The organism is Bacillus sp. sid0103 (assembly GCF_019219025.1).
Genome location: NZ_JAHUWN010000004.1, coordinates 177,096 through 196,979 on the forward strand (window position 1 = coordinate 177,096; position 19,884 = coordinate 196,979).

At 37.7% G+C, this 19,884-nt stretch carries 21 protein-coding genes, 2 tRNA genes, 2 other RNA genes, 1 pseudogene and 1 other annotated feature; of the genes and pseudogenes, 2 read left to right on the plus strand and 24 right to left on the minus strand.

What is annotated here, in order from left to right:
- Positions 1-61 precede the first annotated feature (61 nt).
- The 3 genes from KW850_RS06490 to KW850_RS06500 form a co-directional block, all read right to left on the minus strand.
- Positions 62-424: a hypothetical protein gene (locus tag KW850_RS06490; protein ID WP_218346759.1), complete on the minus strand. Its 363-nt coding sequence runs from the start codon at positions 422-424 to the stop codon at positions 62-64.
- 183 nt (positions 425-607) lie between these two features.
- On the minus strand, positions 608-1,510 hold the full coding sequence (locus KW850_RS06495) for a LysR family transcriptional regulator (RefSeq protein WP_218346760.1): 903 nt from the start codon (positions 1,508-1,510) through the stop codon (positions 608-610).
- Positions 1,511-1,969: 459 nt separating this feature from the next.
- Entirely contained in the window at positions 1,970-2,632 is a 663-nt protein-coding gene (locus KW850_RS06500; RefSeq protein ID WP_218346761.1) for a nitroreductase family protein, read from the minus strand.
- Between the two features lie 596 nt (positions 2,633-3,228).
- On the opposite strand from KW850_RS06500, the gene KW850_RS06505 reads away from it, so the two are divergent.
- Positions 3,229-3,846 (plus strand): NUDIX hydrolase, encoded by a 618-nt coding sequence (locus KW850_RS06505; RefSeq protein WP_218346762.1) that lies wholly within the window; start codon positions 3,229-3,231, stop codon positions 3,844-3,846.
- Positions 3,847-4,027: 181 nt separating this feature from the next.
- On the opposite strand, the gene KW850_RS06510 is transcribed toward KW850_RS06505, so the two are convergent.
- Genes KW850_RS06510 through KW850_RS06520 form a run of 3 tightly spaced genes read right to left on the minus strand, consistent with a single transcriptional unit; the run spans position 4,028 to position 5,558 of the window.
- Positions 4,028-4,525: a peptidoglycan recognition protein family protein gene (locus tag KW850_RS06510; protein WP_218346763.1), complete on the minus strand. Its 498-nt coding sequence runs from the start codon at positions 4,523-4,525 to the stop codon at positions 4,028-4,030.
- A 15-nt stretch (positions 4,526-4,540) separates the two neighbouring features.
- A complete protein-coding gene (locus KW850_RS06515) occupies positions 4,541-5,353 on the minus strand; it encodes a protein phosphatase 2C domain-containing protein (protein WP_218346764.1) in 813 nt (270 codons plus the stop codon).
- Between the two features lie 22 nt (positions 5,354-5,375).
- The gene (locus tag KW850_RS06520; RefSeq protein WP_256358121.1) at positions 5,376-5,558 is read right to left on the minus strand and encodes a hypothetical protein; all 183 of its coding nucleotides are present in this window, start codon (positions 5,556-5,558) and stop codon (positions 5,376-5,378) included.
- A 392-nt stretch (positions 5,559-5,950) separates the two neighbouring features.
- Here KW850_RS06520 and KW850_RS06525 point away from each other — a divergent pair, with 392 nt between their 5' ends.
- Positions 5,951-6,454: an acyl-CoA thioesterase gene (locus KW850_RS06525; RefSeq protein WP_218346857.1), complete on the plus strand. Its 504-nt coding sequence runs from the start codon at positions 5,951-5,953 to the stop codon at positions 6,452-6,454.
- Positions 6,455-6,636: 182 nt separating this feature from the next.
- Here the strand turns inward: KW850_RS06525 and KW850_RS06530 are convergent, their stop codons facing one another.
- The 18 genes and pseudogenes from KW850_RS06530 to KW850_RS34220 all read right to left on the minus strand — a co-directional run bounded on the left by KW850_RS06530 (position 6,637) and on the right by KW850_RS34220 (position 19,812).
- Positions 6,637-6,816, minus strand: coding sequence for a hypothetical protein (locus tag KW850_RS06530; RefSeq protein WP_218346765.1), 180 nt, complete (start codon positions 6,814-6,816; stop codon positions 6,637-6,639).
- Between the two features lie 129 nt (positions 6,817-6,945).
- Complete coding sequence (locus KW850_RS06535) at positions 6,946-7,665, minus strand: hypothetical protein (RefSeq protein ID WP_218346766.1); 720 nt, start codon at positions 7,663-7,665, stop codon at positions 6,946-6,948.
- 625 nt (positions 7,666-8,290) lie between these two features.
- Positions 8,291-8,376: signal recognition particle sRNA small type (ffs, locus tag KW850_RS06540), an RNA gene on the minus strand.
- Positions 8,376-8,447: transfer RNA gene (locus KW850_RS06545), tRNA-Asn, on the minus strand. The genes ffs and KW850_RS06545 overlap by 1 nt, the downstream gene beginning before the upstream one ends.
- A gap of 60 nt (positions 8,448-8,507) precedes the next feature.
- Positions 8,508-8,869: a transfer-messenger RNA gene (gene ssrA, locus KW850_RS06550) on the minus strand.
- 9 nt (positions 8,870-8,878) lie between these two features.
- Positions 8,879-8,969 (minus strand) — tRNA-Ser (locus KW850_RS06555).
- Positions 8,970-9,185: 216 nt separating this feature from the next.
- Complete coding sequence (gene fdhD, locus KW850_RS06560) at positions 9,186-9,989, minus strand: formate dehydrogenase accessory sulfurtransferase FdhD (protein ID WP_374226282.1); 804 nt, start codon at positions 9,987-9,989, stop codon at positions 9,186-9,188.
- Positions 9,990-10,016: 27 nt separating this feature from the next.
- On the minus strand, positions 10,017-10,373 hold the full coding sequence (locus tag KW850_RS06565) for a Na-translocating system protein MpsC family protein (protein WP_218346768.1): 357 nt from the start codon (positions 10,371-10,373) through the stop codon (positions 10,017-10,019).
- Positions 10,374-10,466: 93 nt separating this feature from the next.
- Positions 10,467-10,946: a helical membrane plugin domain-containing protein gene (locus KW850_RS06570; protein WP_218346769.1), complete on the minus strand. Its 480-nt coding sequence runs from the start codon at positions 10,944-10,946 to the stop codon at positions 10,467-10,469.
- Positions 10,946-13,918 carry a formate dehydrogenase subunit alpha gene (gene fdhF, locus KW850_RS06575; protein ID WP_218346770.1) on the minus strand — a complete coding sequence of 991 codons (2,973 nt, stop codon included), beginning with the start codon at positions 13,916-13,918 and terminating at the stop codon, positions 10,946-10,948. Before fdhF ends, KW850_RS06570 begins: the two co-directional genes overlap by 1 nt.
- 153 nt (positions 13,919-14,071) lie before the next feature.
- Positions 14,072-14,884: a formate/nitrite transporter family protein gene (locus KW850_RS06580; protein ID WP_218346771.1), complete on the minus strand. Its 813-nt coding sequence runs from the start codon at positions 14,882-14,884 to the stop codon at positions 14,072-14,074.
- Positions 14,885-15,531: 647 nt separating this feature from the next.
- Positions 15,532-15,635 (plus strand) — a sequence feature (23S ribosomal RNA rRNA prediction is too short).
- A gap of 437 nt (positions 15,636-16,072) precedes the next feature.
- Positions 16,073-16,408 carry an IDEAL domain-containing protein gene (locus KW850_RS06585; protein ID WP_218346772.1) on the minus strand — a complete coding sequence of 112 codons (336 nt, stop codon included), beginning with the start codon at positions 16,406-16,408 and terminating at the stop codon, positions 16,073-16,075.
- 74 nt (positions 16,409-16,482) lie between these two features.
- Positions 16,483-16,932, minus strand: coding sequence for an RrF2 family transcriptional regulator (locus KW850_RS06590; protein WP_218346773.1), 450 nt, complete (start codon positions 16,930-16,932; stop codon positions 16,483-16,485).
- 157 nt (positions 16,933-17,089) lie between these two features.
- On the minus strand, positions 17,090-17,224 hold the full coding sequence (locus KW850_RS06595; protein WP_218346774.1) for a BA3454 family stress response protein: 135 nt from the start codon (positions 17,222-17,224) through the stop codon (positions 17,090-17,092).
- Between the two features lie 105 nt (positions 17,225-17,329).
- Entirely contained in the window at positions 17,330-17,725 is a 396-nt protein-coding gene (gene spxA / locus KW850_RS06600) for a transcriptional regulator SpxA (protein ID WP_218346775.1), read from the minus strand.
- 457 nt (positions 17,726-18,182) lie between these two features.
- Positions 18,183-18,549: pseudogene (locus KW850_RS34020) on the minus strand (putative zinc-binding protein).
- A 340-nt stretch (positions 18,550-18,889) separates the two neighbouring features.
- Positions 18,890-19,558 carry a lysoplasmalogenase gene (locus KW850_RS06610; RefSeq protein WP_308128761.1) on the minus strand — a complete coding sequence of 223 codons (669 nt, stop codon included), beginning with the start codon at positions 19,556-19,558 and terminating at the stop codon, positions 18,890-18,892.
- Positions 19,559-19,692: 134 nt separating this feature from the next.
- Complete coding sequence (locus KW850_RS34220) at positions 19,693-19,812, minus strand: VOC family protein (RefSeq protein WP_218346777.1); 120 nt, start codon at positions 19,810-19,812, stop codon at positions 19,693-19,695.
- Positions 19,813-19,884: the final 72 nt, after the last annotated feature.

Genomic DNA, 19,884 nt, shown 5'->3' on the forward strand with positions numbered 1-19,884 from the left:
AAATATACGATATTGATTAAAATAATCTTTCAAGAAAAAACTCTAATTCATTAATTTTTCTTCATTTCTTCAGCTGTATTACATTTCTCCTTTGTCGACCATCATTCAGAAATTCATTCAGCCTCTTTGTTAGACCTCCATGACCAAATCGGATAAATTTTTGTTTATCTTGCTCGATCCTCTCACCTTTGACAAATTCTAAGAAAGCCAAAAGCTGAATCCTACGGTAATGAATATTGACAATCCCATACTCGTAAAACCATTGATCAATCGTATTATAAACACCTCTATTGACCTGATACTGTTGATTGCACCAATTAAAAAACTGTAAATCTGGCAAATTTAGATATTTACTTGTTTTGAAGGAATTTTGTTTTTTTGTTTTTGAAAAGTGCCCCACAGAATTCATATTTTGTGTTTGCATATTTATCATCCTCCTTTTATATCCAACAATACACACTTGAATAGTCGGAATTAAAACTTAGCTTTTCCCTATTACACTGAGAAATGAATGCTTATTATTTTATTGAGATTAATCCTATCACCGAGAAGGTTGTAATGGCAATACATTAGCTGATAGAAAAATTTAATCTTTACATCAGAAAATTTAATCAATCAACATAATACTTTTCTTCTCAAATTCTTTAATGGATAAAAGAATATCATTCCAAAGCTTTGGGGACACAAAACCATTATTTAAGTGTGTCGCAAAAATATGCTGGTTTATTTGGAGAATATGAGAAACATCTATTTCAATCAGATTGCCTCGTTCAAGCTCTTCCTTAATGCACAGGTATGGTAAAAATCCTATGCCATTTTTGCTAAGAATAATAGATTTTGCTACTTCAAGATGGTCGACTAAAAATTCTATGCGAGGATTAACATTTGCCACTTCAAATAATTTATGGACCCGATTCCAATTAAAAGCGCCGCATTCAAAAAATACCATGGGTTCAATGGCTAATTGCTGAACAGATACATTCTCTTGAAATTGAAATGAATGTCCAGGATAAACAACCAACCTGACAGAATTATTTAGAAGCTCATGTTTTTGAACTCCACGGTGAGTAATATCCTTCATAAAGGCGATATCCACCTGCTTCTGAAGAAGTTTATCGAGCAATACTTCGTTTGGCGCTGAAAAAAATTTAAATCGCAATTGAGGGTTTTCTTTCTTCAAGAAAGGAAGGGCAAAAGGAATAAAGTATTGTGAAGTAATAATATTAGCCCCAATAACAATTTCTTCAGGATTATCTTCCTTCTTCAATAGTTTCTTCCCTTGATGATAGGTAAATAAAATTTTCTCTGCGTATGGGATAAAAGCTTTTCCTTCCTCAGATAATCTCAAACTCCTTCCCTTGCGTAAAAATAATTCGATGCCAAGATCACGTTCTAACGTTTTAATTCTCGCAGTAACGGTTGGCTGAGATAAATACAGAGCTTCAGCTGCTTTATGAATACTTTCCAAATGAACTACATACATAAAAGCTTCAAGATAATCAATATTCATTTTCCACCACAACTTTCCTGATTTAATATAAAGACGTATTTAACCAATGAAGTCAATAGACTCTGGGTTTGAGGGTACCTTTCAAGAAGCGTTTTTTCTACCTTAAGCAAATTCGCAGACTAATATAACATGATCAACATTTTTTTATTACAAAGACTAACAAAAAGGCTCCTGAACGTATAATACGTTCAGGAGCTTTTGGTCGACCAATCAGCTACTTTCCACTTTTTATCAATTTTCTAAAGTTTACTCCAATTAATCCAATAAGTAAAGTATGAATTAAACGAAATCCAGACAATTGACGCTCTCCCCTTTTTTAAAAACGAATGAACCAAGCTAACGCCATTTGTGCTAGACTTTGATGGTAAAACCTCAACACATAATAACCCCGTTCTAAGAAAGAACGGGGTTAAACTAAAGTTTTTTATTTTTGATTTTAAATACTTCGTTTCTTTTGTATTATTTCGATGGCAATTCGTTAAAGAACGCTACATCCTCCATAGGAAGACGTGTAGTAGGATGTCCTGGTTTTGTTGCTTTCCCGATAGCAATGAGCATAACCGGCACAAACTGTTCGGAAATTCCGAAAGCTTCGACGAACTTCGCTTTATCGTACCCTCCCATTGGAACAGTGTCGTAACCTTTGGATCGGGCGACAAGCATGAGCTGCATCGAGATTAGGCCTCCATCCGTATATACGATTTGGCGAGCCACTTCAGGCGGCAAGTTTGAGTACATGCCAACTGTTCGTTCGATGAATGATTTAGCCGTATCAGCCGGCATAAAGCCTGCTTCCACTGCCTGCCCATAAATTTTTTCGGCTTTCTTGTAGCTTTCCACATCGCCAAGCACAGCAATAACGGCAGAAGCTTCAACTACTTGTTGTTGGTTAAACGCGATTGGCAAAAGCTTTTTCTTCAACTCCGGTTTATCGATGACTAGAAACCGCCATGGTTGCAGGTTCGAAGACGAAGGAGCCAACGTTGCTAGCTCCAGCATTTCGGTCATTTCTTCGCGTGAAATCTGCACTGTTGGATCATATGAACGAACAGATCGACGTTCACGGATAACATCTACGAACATTGGCTGTTCGACCCTATCTATAGTTTGAGTGTTTGACATAATAATTCCTCCTAGTAATGATAGTTTACTTCATCTCTACTACGAACATTTTAAGGAAAATTCATATATAGTAAGAGTTTTTAACCCTATCATGATTAATGTGATAAAAGATACTTTCTACACTTTAGTTTGCATCTTACTAAGTTAATTTACTCACATTGAACCGATTTGTCAAAAATAATGCAATCGTAGCTTTAACCATTAACCCTGATAATACTCTTTAATTTGGGAGGAAAAAGCCGATTTACACTACGCAAAGGGGGGAGCATAAGGAAAATGCGGATTTACAACGTTAAGGAAATTCTAAAATAAATAGCCCAATTTCTCAGCATTAAAATGGAGAAATTAGGATTTTCGTTACTCGATAAACCCGCCCGGTTGCAAAAAAATCTATACCTCTCGCTTATCGAAAAATGAAAGCATTTAAGCAATCCATTTATATCTAATAAAAGCGAATATTCCTTCCTTAATAAATGGAGAGTACCATTCGCTGATATTTTTTAGACCCTTGTTAGTACAGGAGTTGTAGCAAATTTTTGCTTGATGAATAAATATAGTTATAGTTAATATTATTAGACTAGCTGGAGATGATGATATTGGAACCTAAATGGCTGGATTGGGCGAAACAACTTCAATCCATTGCGCAGGCGGGATTAACGTATTCAAAAGATGTTTATGACTTGGAGAGATTTGAATTAATAAGAAATATAAGCGTTGACATTTTAGCACAATACACAGATATGGACAGGCCTGTAATCAAAGATTTATTTGCAGGTGAAACTGGTTATGCAACTCCTAAGGTTGATATTAGGGCAGTAGTCTTTAAGGATGATAAAATACTAATGGTCAAGGAAAATACCGATGGTAACTGGGCATTACCTGGCGGCTGGGCTGACATTGGACATACTCCAAGTGAAGTCGCTGTTAAGGAAGTTAAAGAAGAATCGGGATTTAATGTAAAACCGATCAAAGTATTAGCTGTAACCGATAAAAAGTGTCACCCACATCCTCCTTCTGCTTTTCATGTTTATAAACTATTTATTCAATGTGAAATAATTGGCGGGCAGCCAACTAAAGGAATTGAAACAAGTGAAGTGAAGTTCTTTGCTGAAAACGAACTGCCTCCTCTGTCAACTGCTCGGAATACAAAAACACAAATTGAGATGGCTTTTAAATACTTAAAAAATCCCCATAAAGCCGTTTATTTTGATTAGGTTTAATTTAGAAAGGTACTTCCTTTTTTAATCACTAAATTTTTAAAACCAAGATATATTTGGAATCTCTCAAAATACATCTTGGTTTTGAATTTCTATTTTCTTTAAAGCCCCGAATCTTTTTACATAAAAATTTATACTCATATTTTTCAAGAACTTTATCATGTGTCTTGTTTGAACTTCACTCTTTATCTTTATATTTTGGCCACTGAATCTTAATAGATTCTCTGAATTGGCCCATATTAAAGTTTTTACCTGGACAACTTTTTGCGACCCCTTTTAATTCACGATGTCCCAGAATGTGAGTAGTTGATAAATTATATTGATGCAATAGGAAAATACATAGTTTACTCAATGACTTTAGCTGCTCTATTGATGGAGTATGAAGATCAAAATTACCAGCTAAACAAATACCTATTGATTTTTCATTATATGAGTAGGCATGTGCTCCAACATGGTATCCTCTTCCTTTCATAATTTCACCATTTTCCTCAATAAAAAAATTGTATCCTATTCCACTCCATCCACGATGTTCCTGATGAAACCTATGCGTCTTAGTAATATCCCAACCTATTTCTTCTGTATGGTGTACAATGATGTACATGACATCTTTTAAAGCATTAAGCGGTTTTTTAAACGATAAATTACTATCTTTAATCCATCCCGGTTCTACTTTCATGTAGACCTCCCCTCATCACCTAAGCTTAATCATGATCCCCGTCTTATCATCTGAGCGAAGATTATTCCTTTTCTCATATTGGTCTAATTCCATAGAATATACTTGTAAACCGATTGTATGTATCTTTCTAAATGTTTCTTCAATTGAATAGTTTGAATGAAAAAGGCCATCTGTTATCATTAATATTGTTTTGATTTCACTGCTATTTACTTGACCCTGCTGAATAAAATTGAAAACTTCTTTTTTTCCATTAGCCACAGTGTAACCATATTCCTTATTAGCTAAGGAACGATTAAAGATAAGCTGTTGAGTACGATCCTGATAATACTCCTCATCTGGAATTTTAACTCCTTGCTTTCTTTGTTCCTCACGCCATGCCTTTGCTCTATTATTTATATCTTTTACCGTATCTCTTGTTAAGGCTTTTATGGTTCCATTTTGATACTCAGCAATGATCATACAATCACCAAGCTGAGCATAAGAAATCTTTCCGTCTTTTTCAATCTTTATTATTGCAGCACATGTTGACCAAAGATTTTCATATTTTTCCTGATTCACCTTGTATTTTTCCATGTGTGCTCTCAACATTCTATTAGCAGCCATGATTCCTTCAACTAATGAAAGGTTACTTCGGTAGAGTCTAAAGAAATAATCTTTAAATATATTTGATGCTAAATAGGCACCGTTCATTCCGTTTTCATCTTTGAATGGCATTAATGGAGTTGCCCCATCAAAAACCCCATAGACATTTATCTTTTCATTTAATACGATTGAATCTTCACTTACACTTTTATGAGGGGCAGTACTTAAAAAATACTCAACTTTCATTGGTTGTCCACCTTCTTCTTTATCAAGGTTCTGTTAAACTTGCCTGTTGATTTCCGCTCCAGGCGCGTGCGGTTCGCGGGCGGTCCGGGGAGCCTCCTCGTCGCTGCGCTCCTGCGGGGTCTCCCCTGCCCCGTCCTCCCGCAGGAGTCTTCGCGCCTTCCGCTCCAATCAACAGGGTGCCAAAATCAACAATAGGCTTCAACATAGCTTTTATCAAAATTAACAGAAAATCGATTAATTTTATAAAGACATTTTATGATTTAATGAGAAATTTTATGGTTACTTATTTTCTGTTTCTTTAATTAAGGTGATGCATCCTTCACTAACACAGTTAAAGACTATCTAGAGTTTATTACAATGGAACAATTTAAATTACTGTTACGAAAAACACCCCTTGTATCATATAGTTATCTAATACGATACAAGGAGTGCTTTTTTCTTGTTTTAATTTTTCTAGGTCTCTTCTTATCTTTTTATATAGAAAATTTATTTTCTCAATCTTTTTAGATGTTTACTTTTATTTTATCCTTTGCGATAGGGTTCTTTCTTCCATTTCTGGTATGATAGAAAAAACACAATCAGTGAAAGTAGGAACGTATATCCATGAAAAAATCTTGCAGTGAATCGAGAACCATTCAAACCGACGGCGTCCTGCCAAATGACACAAACCCGCACCAGACTCTTTTCGGAGGTGCTCTGATGAGCCGAATTGACCGCGTTGCTGGCATTGCAGCGGTCAAACACTGCAGAAAACCTACAGTGACCGCAAGCACCGATTCAGTCGATTTTTTGCATCCAATCACCCTTCAGGATGTAGTCACATTAGAAGCGTTTGTCACTTGGACCGGGAACACCTCGATGGAAGTATTTGTAAGAGTGACAGCAGACAACTTATTTACAGGGGAAAGCCGAGTGGCGGCGACATCGTTTTTAACCTTTGTCTCGTTAAATGAAGAAGGGCATCCAGCTCCAGTGCCATCTGTCTATCCCGAAACGGAAGAGGAGCACTATTTATTTAATACTGGAAAAGAACGATCCATTGCTCGAAAGCTCCGAAGAGAACAAAGCAAGCATCTCGCCAAAACGTTTGGCCGGAAATAACAATACAATTTACCTTTAGCGCGTTCGGTTTTGAAGTACAAAATTGCAATTAACAAGTAAAACCCCAACAGAATTTGCACCTTTATTAACAGGCTAATAAGAAACATTGATGGTACAGAAAAATGCTCAGGGCATATAAAGCTCTGAGCATACTTTTTAACCAATCTAATAATATTAAGTGTTCATTTATAAATGACCAAGAAACGATTTCTAAAAACAATCTCATTAATAATAACCATGGATTTAAATTTAATATCTATTATCTTTACATCCTTTGTTTCTTTTAACCAATCATATAATTCCTCTAACTCTTCAAATACTTCCACTTGAATAGATGAAGCACAAGCATTAAATAAACCCATCAAAATCCTCCAAATAGATACTTAACAAAACCCTTAGCTAAAAAAACCCCTAATGAAATATTTTCATCTTGGGGTGTGAGTCAGCGAATCATGTGAGTTTCTTATTTAAATGTAATTTTATATGATTTATTATCTATTTGTACTAACAAGTACTTTTGTGCTTTCTTTAAAAAGATTTACTAGCATTTTATGATTGTTTTTTGCTATTTTCACATATTCATTGCTTACTTCTTGCAAGCCTCTGCGGCCCTCACGTGAGTAGTGGATATAGGTTTCACAACTCTCTTCAACGTTCTTTTCTAAACGTTCGATTAGGTCAACAGTTAATTTGATCGGCGTTACAGCCAATTCCTCTAAACGTTCGGAAACTTCTTCTACTTGATTTGTAAGCTGAGCCGATTCTTGATTCAATAGGTCATTTTTTGCAAAATTGCTGGATACACCTTTAACGATTTCTCTATTAATCTTTCTTGTTCCTGTATATAAATTAGCAATTGAATTTCTATATTCTTTATTGAACTTAATGACATCTTTTACAGTCTTAAGATAAGCGTCTTCACTACTATCGTGGAACTTTCTTGCTCGATCCAATATTTGCTCGTATTGGTTCCAAAGTGATTCTACATATGTATTAGATAGAACTACTTCTTCTTGAACTTCGGTATTCATTTGTGTTTTTGTTTCTACAAATGGAGTAGATTCAATTACTTCTTCCTGAGCTTCTGCTTTCATTTGTATTTTTGTTTCTTCTAATGGATTAGATTCCATTACTTCTTCTTGATGTTCCCCTTCCATTTGTGTTTTTACTTCTTGAACTTTTTTACTTTTCTTTGTCGTGATTGCATTCATTTTCGTTCCTCCTCATTATCTACATTCGTTTCTCTATGGAATCCTTCTTTTGAAATGAAGGGATATAGAGCTCAAGTATACTGAAACACTTCGCTGTCTTTTTTTTAGCTTATATCTTTCATTTAATTATATATGTATTTTACACCTATAGGTTAAATTTTGTCAATCGCTGAATCTTTTGACAAATCAAAATTTGTTAAGTGCAAATTTTCAGAATGCGGGCCTACCCCATATACACCTTTAAAAAATCACCAAAAAACTCTTCAACATAAAATAAGAAAAAGGCTGTTGCAGCCTTTTTCTCTCTTTTTTCCTGTATCACAAATTTATTACGATCGTTTTTCATTCGCTTCTAAACTAGAAAGATCTTTATCTTTTTTTGTACTATACCAGATCCAGATAACCTAACAATATCCCCCATGTAACACCACACGGTAATGCGAACTACGCCCGTAAATCCTCAGAATTAAAAACAAAGAGTAACAGCACACCAACAATTAGTAATAGTGATACTGCTCGCGGTATTACTTTTACACTAGTAGATAAAATTCTTAGAAGTATAAAAAATCACATCCGATAATTGGATGTGATTTTTAAGGTATTTTTTAGCGTTTTTGTTTCGTCTTATGTAATAGCCCACACAATTTCACTAGTTATGGCTGCTGCGTTCCCGCCCTGACCAGTTTCCTAGCTTCCTTGTTGGACTATAACTCCGCAGGTAGGACTCGAACCTACGACCGATCGGTTAACAGCCGATAGCTCTACCACTGAGCTACTGCGGAAAAATGGTAAGTTATTTTGCTATTGCAAAAAACTTTGGTGCCAGCTATGTTTTTTGGTTTTAGTGGAAATGACGGGAGTTGAACCCGTGTGCAAAGATATTGGCACTTATACATCTACGAGTGTAGTCAGTAGAATTCATTTCGCTTACTTCTTTAGCCTACTGACAGGCGTTGAAGCAGCTAGTCTGGTTAGTCTCTTCCTTCATCCTCAGACGGTGGAATTCGGCGTAGTCCACTTAACATGAGTCCCTTACCCTACCACATGGACGATGGAGGGAGGAACCGCTATCGTCTGTTATTAGGCAGCGAAAGCGAAGTTGTTGTTTGGTTTGCCAGTTATAGGCTTTATCGTTTTAACGAGGCCGAATCCCTCGACTCGCAATATAAGCTCAAACGATCCCTGTCGATACCAAGACATTCCCATAATATAATGGCAGAGAAGAAGGGATTTGAACCCTCGCGTCAGTTACCCGACCTACACCCTTAGCAGGGGCGCCTCTTCAGCCTCTTGAGTACTTCTCTGTAATGAAAGCTTACGCGTATGTCCGTTAAGAACTTACAAGAGAAATATATCATGTCTGCAAAATGGAAGATAGCTGTAAAATTTGGTAGTCCAAAAGTCCTGGTTATTTCATTAAAACTTTATGGATAACTTCTATCACGTTTTGCCGATTCCTCACGCAAAATATCATTATTTTGATAAATAAATGCCGCTTCAATGGCTGAAACGGCACTTCTTTACGTAAATGATTGAACACCCTGTATCTTAATACGTTCGGGTCTTGTATAGATATTTAAAGAATGATTGCGGAGAAAACCAACGGTCGTAATATGAAGCTCTTCTGCCAGCCTGAGGGCCAATTCGGTGGGTGCAGATTTTGACAGAACCATGCCACATCCTATTTTGGCTACTTTTAGTAATACCTCTGAGGATATACGACCACTAAACACGATAATTTTGTCTGGAAGGGATATAGAATTCTGCAAGCAGTGACCATAAATTTTATCCAGTGCATTGTGTCGTCCTATGTCCATTCTGTCTACAATGATGCCATTACTGTCACAAAGGGCTGCATTGTGTACGCCGCCTGTATCTTGGAAGATCACGGACGAATCCTGCATTAGTCGCATCAAATGAAAGCATTGGTCTATGGACACCGTCACATCAACTTTTTCAAGCGGTTTAACCGTCCTCGCATCGTTATAAAAATAGAAGCTTTGCCGACTTTTCCCACAGCACGATGTTACCACTCGTTTGGAATGGAACAACTCATTCAGTTTGTTGACCTTATGCGTCTTCACAATCGCTCGGCCTGTTGCTTCTATGATGGTAAGCTCTTTAATTTCTTTATAACTGTTGATGATCCCTTCCGACGCCAAAAAGCCAACTACTAACTCTTCTATGTGCTCAGGGCTGCAAACAAGTGTGGCGAATTCTTGCTCGTTTAATATAATTGTGATGGGATATTCAGTTACGATTGTATCCGTTACTTTGTGTATGGCTCCTGCCTCATACCGCCATACATTGCTTTCCATTTTCATTGGCTGATCCATGACTCTCACTCCTAGTTACTTTCCCTCGATATTCTGGTTAAATACGAAAACAGTCATGGCAATATCTTCATCAATATTAATATCAGAAAATAGCCGCAGGACCTTTGCCCCCATCAAGTTTTCAAACCGTAAAAGAACCTCCGGCTTCTTATAGATTTCCTTTACAAATCTTGTTCTCGTTTCATGTACCATCTGTTCCCCTTGTTCTGAATGAATCATGAACTTTTCTACATTTGTCAGGTTCCCCTTCATTTCGCTGATCACCCAGGAACCATTAAATTTAGTGGTGATTTCCTTCGGTCCATTTCCCACATATTCTTTTCTTATTTCACGAACAAGCATACTAAATTGATGTTCCAGATTCTTTGTCATTGACGTCCCTCCCTATCCATACCACTTAGTTTGATTCTAAAGAGGAAACCCATTCATGGCTTAAACGAATGGGTTTGCTTTTTGTATTTCAAATTACTTTTTTAATCCCTCACCCATGCCTTTTAACAGGTTAAATCCAAAGCCTAATGCACGATTAATATCTGGATCCTTGATGGCCTTCATTAAGTCAAAGAGCCCAATCTTGGAATCCGCCTCTAATCCCTGCCCAGCCTTTTTTAATCCGGCCGTTAAACTTTTAGCGAGCTTACTAGTTGTTTCCGGGTCTAGCTCAGTCAGAATTCCGCCTGCAGCCATCGCATTATTGATCATGTTTGTCACAGGTTTTCGCGTAAGTTGACCGACAGCGATTTTTGCTGCGCTCTCTTTCGCTTTTAGAAGACTGCCTAACGCATCCATAATCCCGCTATTATGCAATTCCTGCAGCAATTCCAATGTTTCAAGAAGTGAATCTTTATTGTCTGCAACCCCGGAGATTAAGTTCTCCAAGGATTGCATTTTCATTTGTTCTTCTGTTAGCTCTGTCTTTTGAATGACCTGAATTGGTTTTGCCATTACGCATTCCTCCTGTCATAGAAACCAGGGTTAATATGCTCGTTCACACTTGCAATCGGAACATAATCACCGCGTTCCCACTTACGGTAAATTTCAAGGCCCATTTGTGGTGTACGGATCGCATTACGTGGATTGTACCTTGGAAGCGGATTTTCTCCGTTAAGTTCAAGGACTTCCATCCGCACCTTCACTTGTTTGTATGCTGGTGTACGTGTCACCACATCTACTGCCCCTCCTGTAAGCAGGTTAATCGCACTCTCATGGCTAGAGGAATGCATTGGCACATAGATCGTTTTTCCTGTCACACGATCTGTCACTAGAACTGGCAGGCGAATCGCCCCATATGGTGATACAAGACGTACAAGTGACCCATCTTTTACGCCGCGCTCTTCTGCAAGTTCAGGGGAGACCTCAACGAAAACTTTCGGGAATTTATAGTTAAGTCCTTCTGATTTCTGTGTTAAGTTTCCTTCATGGAAGTGCTCCAACAGACGTCCGTTATCTAATGATAGATCGAATTCTTGCGGGAACTCCATTGGCGGCACATAATCAAACAAACCGAACCGCGCTTTTTTATCTGGGAAATTAAAGCCGTCTTGGTAAAGCAGCGGTGTGTTCGTTCCATCAGGAGAACCCCAGTGGAAGCTGTTCCACCCTTCTAGCACATCGTAATTACATTGGCTGAAGAAAGGTGTTAAGCTTGCCATTTCCGCAAAAATCTCACTAGGATGTGTATAATTCCAATCAAAGCCCATATGCTTCGCAAGCTCTGAAAGGATCCACCAGTCAGGCTTACTATTCCCTAGAGGCTCTAATGCTTGATACAAGCGCTGCACGCGACGTTCCGTATTGGTAAACGTACCATCTTTTTCAAGTGACGGCGCACCTGGCAAAATAACATCTGCAAATTGGGCTGTTGTGCTTAAGAAGATTTCTTGTACGACAAGGAAATCAAGCTTAGCGAGCATTGCCTGCGTATGATTCGAATCAGCATCGACCCATGCCATATCCTCCCCGGCGATGAATATCGCCTTCATCTCGCCTTTATCAATAGCTTCGAGCATTTGAATATTGTCAAGTCCAGGAGTGCCAGGAAGATCTACCCCATACGCCTTCTCAAATTTTGTGCGTATTTGGTCATCTGTTACCGATTGATAACCTGGGAAGATATTTGGCATCGTTCCCATGTCAGCTGCACCTTGTACGTTATTATGTCCACGTAACGGGTACGCACCTGCGTTTGGACGCATCATGTTTCCAGTAGCAAGAAGCAGGTTGGCAATGGCAATAGATGTATGTGAACCCGCGATATTTTGCGTTACACCCATACCCCAGCAAATCACTGTCCCATCCGCATCACGAATCATTTCCGCCATTTGGATTAATGTTTCTTTATAGATACCCGTAATCTTTTCTGCCTCTTCAAGACTATAAGGTTCAATCATTTTGAAAAACTCATCATAATGATTGACATGTTCTGTGATAAATTTCACATCATGCCAGCCTTGGTCAATGATATACTTCGTAATAGCGGAAAGCCATACATAGTCTGTTCCTTGTTTTGGACGAACGAACAAGTCTGCACGGTCACCCATTTCATGTCTGCGCACATCAACGGTAATTAATTTTTGGCCGTGAAGTTTTTGAGAACGTTTGATACGTGTGGCAAGTACAGGATGTCCTTCTGCAGGGGCACATCCAACTAGGATGACAAGACCCGCACCCGCTATATCCTTAATTGTTCCACTGTCGCCGCCGATGCCTCCAGTTTGTTGTAACCCCCACGAAGCAGGTGACTGGCAATAACGAGAGCAATTGTCCACATTATTGGTTCCAAACACTTGACGAGCCAACTTTTGGATTAGATAGTTTTCCTCGTTCGTAATTTTAGATGACGAAATAAAACCGATGGCATCGCTGCCGTACGTTTCTTTCATACCGCCGAGTTTCTTCGCAACGAGAGAAAGTGCCTCATCCCAACTTGCTTCAACAAACACATCCCCTTTACGAATTAAAGGTGTCGTAATCCGTTCTTCGGAATTTACATAATCCCATCCAAATTTCCCTTTTACACAGGTGGAAACGCTGTTTACAGGGGCGTTTTCAGATGGTTCAATTTTAAGAATTTCACGATCTTTTGTCCAAACTTCAAATGAGCAGCCTACGCCGCAGAATGTACAAACGGTTTTTGTTTTCTCAATGCGAGTCTCACGCATCGCTGCTTCTACTTCTGAAACTGCCATGATTGTTTGATAATCAGGCTCTACTGCTTTGACAATATCAATCATTGGTGTAAGCAAGTCATCTGAAATGCTTGTCATAAATCCAGCATTTCCAAGCATGGACTTTTCCATTAAGGCATTACAAGGGCAAACTGTTACACACTGACCGCAGGATACACAGGAGGATTCATTAATACTTTTTCCTCCGTCCCATAAAACACGAGGCTGACCGCTTTTCCAGTCAATCGTTAACGTTTCATTCACTTGAAGATCCTGACATGTCTCTACACAGCGGCCGCACAAGATACATTGATCGGGATCGTACCGATAAAACGGGTGAGACATATCTACTTCATAGCCCTTAGAGCGATGAGGGCGTGTTTGGTGTTCGACCCCCATCATTTCTGCTGTATTATGGACACGACAATTGCCATTGTTATTGTCACAAACGGTGCAGTATAATAGATGGTTTTCTAGAATACGGTCCATTGCTTCCTCCTGTGCTTGCTTTGCGAGCTCTGATGAGGTCAAAATGTCCATACCGTCTTCAATCGTTGTGGAACATGCGCGCATAATGTTTCCATTAACTTCACACATACACGTATCACAGCTCTGAACCGGACCTAAAACTTCAGAATAGCATATGTGCGGATGCTCCATTTCCTGTTGTAGTAAATAATCTAAAATACGAGTTCCTTTTTCTACCTCATGTGCTGTTCCATTTATTAGAACATTCACTTTTTCTTTCACTGTAAGTCCTCCTTAGATAAAAGCAGAGAAAATCTATTGATCTTCTAAAAAACAATTCACTAGTATACCCAGTTATTCTTCCTTACCTAAAACAAACTTGCTTTTTCTATCAAACTATGAAAATGCATTAATCAAGAATCATCCTAATAGTCGTTATACAGCTTTTCTGATACTTGGCTTTGCTTTAGACTGTGTTTGGAGGGAATCCTTATGGACCATCCAATAGATCAAGGCTACAAAAATACCGCCACCGATTGCATTTCCAATTACTACTGGGACAAAATTAGCTATATAATCTACCCATGTGAAGTTCCCTGAGAAGATAGCGGCAGGGATTACGAACATGTTGGCAACAACGTTCTGAAAACCAATAGCTACAAATCCCATGATCGGGAACCAAATGGCAAGTATTTTTCCACGGATATCATCTGCACCAAAAGCGAGCCAAACGCCTAAACAAACGAGCCAGTTACAGCCGACAGCGGAAATTACGCTTTGAATAAATGTTTCCTCAATTTTAGCTTCTGCGATTGCAACGGTTTTGGTTAGGAAGGGACCTGTTTCTGTTAAACCCAGTACATGACCAAAGAAATAAGCGACGAGGATTGCACCAATAAAGTTGCCGACTAAAACTAAGAGCCAATTTTTTAGTAGTTGTCCTACCGTAGCACGCTTTACTAGAACGGCAATCGGAAGCGCCATCATGTTCCCTGTTAACAATTCTCCACCTGCAATAATGATTAACATTAGTCCTACGGGGAAAACAGCTCCGCCTAAAAGTGAGCTGAAGGAACCCCATTCCTTCGGTAAATCTGCAATTACTCGAATATCTAAAAGAAAACCAAGTGCTATAAAGGCTCCGCCTAAAAAGCCTAATAAAAGTACATGTTCTGGCCGCATCGATGCCTTTTTGGAACCAGCCTCAACTGCTAATTCCGCGATGCGCTGGGAACTATGAAACGCCATATTTTTTCCTCCAGTTAGATGAATTTAATGACCTTTTGTTAAGACAATGGGACAATAGCCGGTCTCTTTGCCCATTGCTTTTAAAGTTAGTACGTTAAATAGATAGCCTGTACGAATCAAAACGCAAAAAAGCCCACCATAAATCGGTTCACATGCAAATGCATGTACCGTTTTACAGTGGGCTGACAACTGAGCATTTTCTCATACTAGCAATCCATCCCGCTATAGACACTATGTCAAGAACAGGATGTACAGTCAATTTTTATTAACTGGCATCAATGAACTTTCCATACTCTATAAACCTTTCTAATAGTAACATGGATTCATAGATTTGTGAACTTTTTATGATTTTTTTTTGTTCTCTTTTGCACGAGCCACTATCATTTTGTCTGGTGAGAACCATTCTAAATCAAGGTCCCCTTTTGTATTTTTTTCTTCGTCCACGGGCACTGTGAACCTTCCAGAGGGACCCTTTTGTATTTTTTCCTTCGTCCACGGGCACTGTGAACCTTTCAGAGGGACCGTTTTGTATTTTTTTCTTCGTCCACGGGCACTGTGAACCTTTCAGAGTGACCCTTTTGTATTTTTTTCTTCGTTCACGGGCACTGTGAACCTTTCAGATTGACCAACGGGAAGGTTTGGCACCCTGTCGGACCAATGCATCCTGGGGCTGCAGTCGGTCCCAAAGGGTTGGGCTGTTCGCCTATTAAAGCGGTACGTGAGCTGGGTTCAGAACGTCGTAAGAAAGTTCGGTCCCTATCCATCGTGGGCAAAGGAAATTTGAGAGGAGCTGTCCGTCCGCACAAAGCTACCCAGCATGCTCTTGGCAGAACAACTGGTACACTAGAGGTGCTTCCTTCACGGTCCCTCTCGTACTAAACACCACAAACATTGGTATATCAACGTTTATGAGTGTTTTGACGTACTAAAATAAAAGCGATTTTTACTAAAGATACCGGTGGTCGGGGTCAACCATCTCTCATTACTAAATAAAAGTTTGAGTGGCATACGTATCCTAATGAAGCATTTTTATGATACATCGTCACAAGGAACCGATCTTCGGTTTACCAATGAAAGCGCAGCTTCTGTATTTTAGAAACTTCTTGTCTGTCTTAGTCTTCCTCCATTCAAGGAACTTCTGCTCCATCATTTTTACTTGTCACAGTAATCGGAATTCGACGTGTAAGATTAATGTACTCCATTAACAAGCTGCTTCATTGCGTTTAACTCCGAAGAAAGTGCCAAAAACCATTCCTTATCCCCAGTTGATAAAGCCAAGTCCAGGAGAAATTCAATTTGTGCCTTGTTGGTTACATTAGAAACAGGTAGCTTTTTAACCCGTCTACTTAAAATTGGTATTGTTTTGCCAATTGTATGATTATTGTCACTTGTAACAACGGTTACCTTTACTACTCCTTCTAGACTAGACAGTGAATCAATATACCCAATGATTAATTCGCCATCCCCTGATTCTGCCTTAATCCAATCACCTGTTTTTAAAATCGTATTATTAGTGGAGAACATAGTTTTTTCACCTTCTTATTTTTTTCGTTTCATCTTAGAATATGCCAGCTTTAATTAATCTGTAATCTTTTTTATTACATTTTACTTAAAAAAGTCTCAGACATATTCTGTTTATTGCCCCTATTAACAAGATTTACAACCTCTTTGATTGTATAATTCTTTAAATATTCTCCCATATGTTCTTCCGCACCGAAGAAAATGCCGCATAGGACTCTTTGCATATTCGCCCCTACAATACACTTTTCATTTGATTCAGGACACTTGGGCTGCAGAGCACCTTCTGAGGTTATCTTATATATATCCCAAAGATTCACTTCACTTAGATCTAGCGCAAAAATAAATCCGCCGCCAGTTCCCTCTTTGGATTTAATAAATCCATGTTTCTTTAACAAACTTAGCACTTTTCGAATGCGTACCGGATGGACGCCAGCACTTTCTGAAATGGCCTCGCTAGTTGACATGCGGTCAGGCTGTAGAGCAAGAAAAGATAAACTATGAATGGCAAGGGTAAAATCACTATTCATGACTTGCCTCCTAAGCAATAAAACTTCTCATATATTTTTACTAGTACATGTATTTTCTGCATCTTTTTAAAATTAATAACGCACTGTAATAGTAAATATTACAGATTATTTACTCAAGTATTTATCTTTATTAAGGACGCTAGATAAGCAAGTTTTTTTATATATCCCATTGTTTTTTGACTTGTTCTTCTGCTATCCGTTTAATTTTTTCCCATCCCATATCTTTTTTCACAATGACATTGGTATGGTAATTTCTATCTTTATAATTTACTGTCACAAATACTTCAATCATCCGTTATTCCTCCTTTTAAAATAAACATTAAAGGTAATCCTTCTTTTCCGTTCCATGGTGTAGTTTTAATTGTAAAGATTTAGCATTTTGTTCTTATTATTGATTTTAATTGGCCTCTTTTTGCAATTCATTGTACAAATATGTTCTGATTCTACGGGGAAGAAAACTACGAATTTCGTCCTCGTTATATCCTACTTGTAATCTTTTTTCGTCCAGGATAATGGGCCGGCGCACCATTTTGGGATGCTCCATTATTAATTTGTACAATTCATTAAGCGGAAGAGATTCAATATTTATGTTTAATTCTTTGAACGACTTTGAATTCGTTGAAATAATTTCGCTAGTCCCCTCTTCTGTCAAGCGAAGAATTGATTTAATCTCATCCACTGTAAGAGGATTAGATAAGATGTTTCTTTCCATATAATCAATTTGATATTCCTCAAGCCAAGCTTTTGCTTTTCGGCATGAACCACAGCTTGGTGTCGTATACAGAGTCACCATATTTATACACTCTCCTAACAAATATGTTGGCAAACATAATTTAATGTAATAAAAAAAATTACAGTTAACATACTGTAAATTTACTCGTTACAGTTCATTTTGTCAATTGTAAAGTTTTGGTTTAAATATCATATGTATATAAGAGACATTTTGTCAAACCCATGTTTAAAAAACTAGTTAACCTTATAATACGAACCTCACCGGTTATAACAAGAAAAGAGCTGCCGCAGCAACCCTTTTTTACACTAAATCACCCATTCCTTTAAGTTCATCTTTTCACAAGATTGATTTCGAATCAGAAAAAAGGAGCACAGTAATAAAGGACCAGATAATAAAAATTCCTACAAAAGAATATTTTATTTATTTATAAGATTAACTAACAATTAAATAAGGGCAATGCCTAAATAGCGATGCAGTTCTCTCTTGACCCAAAGTTGTTCAGAAATAAAATCAATGATTAAGAATGATTATTAATGAGTTCCAAAATACGTTTGTATGCACTTATATAAAGGTTAGGGTCTGGATCCTTACCATTTATTTTAGGTACATCAAAGTCAGAAAGTACAAAATGATATTTGGGCTGAACCTCATGTCTAGCTAAAGAACTTTTTGCAACAGGATAAGAGACAACCATCAATTGCAATGATATCTCTTCCTGATTTTGCTGTTTTGACAAGTGGTTGGACATCACCCCCAACACCAGCGATACAGGACATTTCAGCTAATTTTTCTCGATCCATCTTAATAGCAATGATGTTAGCCGTTTGTGCAGCTGATGAACATCCAGAGCATGAATATACAATAGGTAGGTCTTTTTTTTTCACCGTTCTATCCCCCTATACGTCTTTTGATTAACTAAAATATGTTTTTTTTATGAAAAAACCTTAGTTGAATAACTAAAATTCATTTTAATTTATTTGTAACTTTAATTCCGTGAATAATATCACTTTTCTATTAATTCAAAAAATAGGAAAGGAGAAGAATTTCCCTTCTCCTTTGACCCATTCTTTATTCCATTAACCTGCTTCATTACTTGAATAAGAAAATTGCCTTACTCTAGTCACCCTATAGTTTAAGTCAGATGGGTGGATGTTGTCTTTTTAGAGCTGCGACAAGTGCCGTAATTGCTACAGAAAACATAAAAGGCGAGACAATAAATCTCGCCTATTTTTTACCCGAAGAATAGCTTGCAAAACTAGGAAAGAAGCGCAAGCTGTGTGCAATGAAAAATTGCGCTATATAATAGGTTGTCATAATCAGGATATCGGAATGAGGAATCTCTGAAACAAACATATTCCACGACAGAATTGAGTCTGAGAGGACAAATAAAATACTTCCTATTATTGCCCATCTATTATGGGACAAAAATCCAGTCCAACTCATCAGGGATATAATCACAATATACATAAGTACGGGAACTACTAAGGTATCAAGATGATTCTGAAGCAATGCAGCGATTACGTGATATCCCATAACAAAGCCATATAATGCAATAGGTAGAATCATAAGAAGTGAAAGCTTAGTAAAACGCCAATAACGGGAAAACCCTGCAATATAAAACAGATGACCAATGAGGAAGGCTGCTAAGCCGATAACGAACCATCTAATTAGCCCATCACCTAGCATACAGATAAATAATCCGCACCATATAATCCAATGAGGGCGTGATTTTTTATCAGGTATTTGTTTATAAGCATAGAAAAGAATTAGCCACATTGGGATTAATTTAAATAGCAATTTGATGGCTTCTGGTTTGCTGGGAATGGCAAATATGTATATAAGGCTCATAAGTAAAATGAAAATGGGTAATCGATAAGTTTTCAATATATTCACCTCTTTGTAACAGTTTCATTTCTCCTTGTTTAATAGCTAACAGCTTCACCTTATAGCATTTTAATAATCTACTATTTTCTTTATAACTAAACGTTTTCCTTCCTAAACTGACCTGTTCCTTTAGTGCAATAACTTCATCCTTCCCATCCTTCAAGATCACGCACTCTTAATCCAAGTTGTTTTGTATAGAAATCAATAGTCTTTTCAATATTTTTAACCCTTATAAAAACTCCACTAATATTATATACGGACATTCTTATACTTCTTAATATAAATATTTATAATAATTTCCTTTGATATATGAATAAATCCTGCTTTTAAATTTA

What these genes read in the sequence shown, in the direction of transcription:
- KW850_RS06490 (WP_218346759.1), bottom strand. Translation starts at nt 424, where the DNA reads ATGCAAACACAAAATATGAATTCTGTGGGGCACTTTTCAAAAACAAAA.
- KW850_RS06495 (WP_218346760.1), bottom strand. Translation starts at nt 1,510, where the DNA reads ATGAATATTGATTATCTTGAAGCTTTTATGTATGTAGTTCATTTGGAA.
- KW850_RS06500 (WP_218346761.1), bottom strand. Translation starts at nt 2,632, where the DNA reads ATGTCAAACACTCAAACTATAGATAGGGTCGAACAGCCAATGTTCGTA.
- KW850_RS06510 (WP_218346763.1), bottom strand. Translation starts at nt 4,525, where the DNA reads ATGAAAGTAGAACCGGGATGGATTAAAGATAGTAATTTATCGTTTAAA.
- KW850_RS06515 (WP_218346764.1), bottom strand. Translation starts at nt 5,353, where the DNA reads ATGAAAGTTGAGTATTTTTTAAGTACTGCCCCTCATAAAAGTGTAAGT.
- KW850_RS06520 (WP_256358121.1), bottom strand. Translation starts at nt 5,558, where the DNA reads ATGTTGAAGCCTATTGTTGATTTTGGCACCCTGTTGATTGGAGCGGAA.
- KW850_RS06530 (WP_218346765.1), bottom strand. Translation starts at nt 6,816, where the DNA reads ATGGGTTTATTTAATGCTTGTGCTTCATCTATTCAAGTGGAAGTATTT.
- KW850_RS06535 (WP_218346766.1), bottom strand. Translation starts at nt 7,665, where the DNA reads ATGAATGCAATCACGACAAAGAAAAGTAAAAAAGTTCAAGAAGTAAAA.
- fdhD (WP_374226282.1), bottom strand. Translation starts at nt 9,989, where the DNA reads ATGAAAATGGAAAGCAATGTATGGCGGTATGAGGCAGGAGCCATACAC.
- KW850_RS06565 (WP_218346768.1), bottom strand. Translation starts at nt 10,373, where the DNA reads ATGACAAAGAATCTGGAACATCAATTTAGTATGCTTGTTCGTGAAATA.
- KW850_RS06570 (WP_218346769.1), bottom strand. Translation starts at nt 10,946, where the DNA reads ATGGCAAAACCAATTCAGGTCATTCAAAAGACAGAGCTAACAGAAGAA.
- KW850_RS06580 (WP_218346771.1), bottom strand. Translation starts at nt 14,884, where the DNA reads ATGGCGTTTCATAGTTCCCAGCGCATCGCGGAATTAGCAGTTGAGGCT.
- KW850_RS06585 (WP_218346772.1), bottom strand. Translation starts at nt 16,408, where the DNA reads ATGTTCTCCACTAATAATACGATTTTAAAAACAGGTGATTGGATTAAG.
- KW850_RS06590 (WP_218346773.1), bottom strand. Translation starts at nt 16,932, where the DNA reads ATGAATAGTGATTTTACCCTTGCCATTCATAGTTTATCTTTTCTTGCT.
- KW850_RS06595 (WP_218346774.1), bottom strand. Translation starts at nt 17,224, where the DNA reads ATGATTGAAGTATTTGTGACAGTAAATTATAAAGATAGAAATTACCAT.
- spxA (WP_218346775.1), bottom strand. Translation starts at nt 17,725, where the DNA reads ATGGTGACTCTGTATACGACACCAAGCTGTGGTTCATGCCGAAAAGCA.
- KW850_RS34220 (WP_218346777.1), bottom strand. Translation starts at nt 19,812, where the DNA reads ATGTCCGTATATAATATTAGTGGAGTTTTTATAAGGGTTAAAAATATT.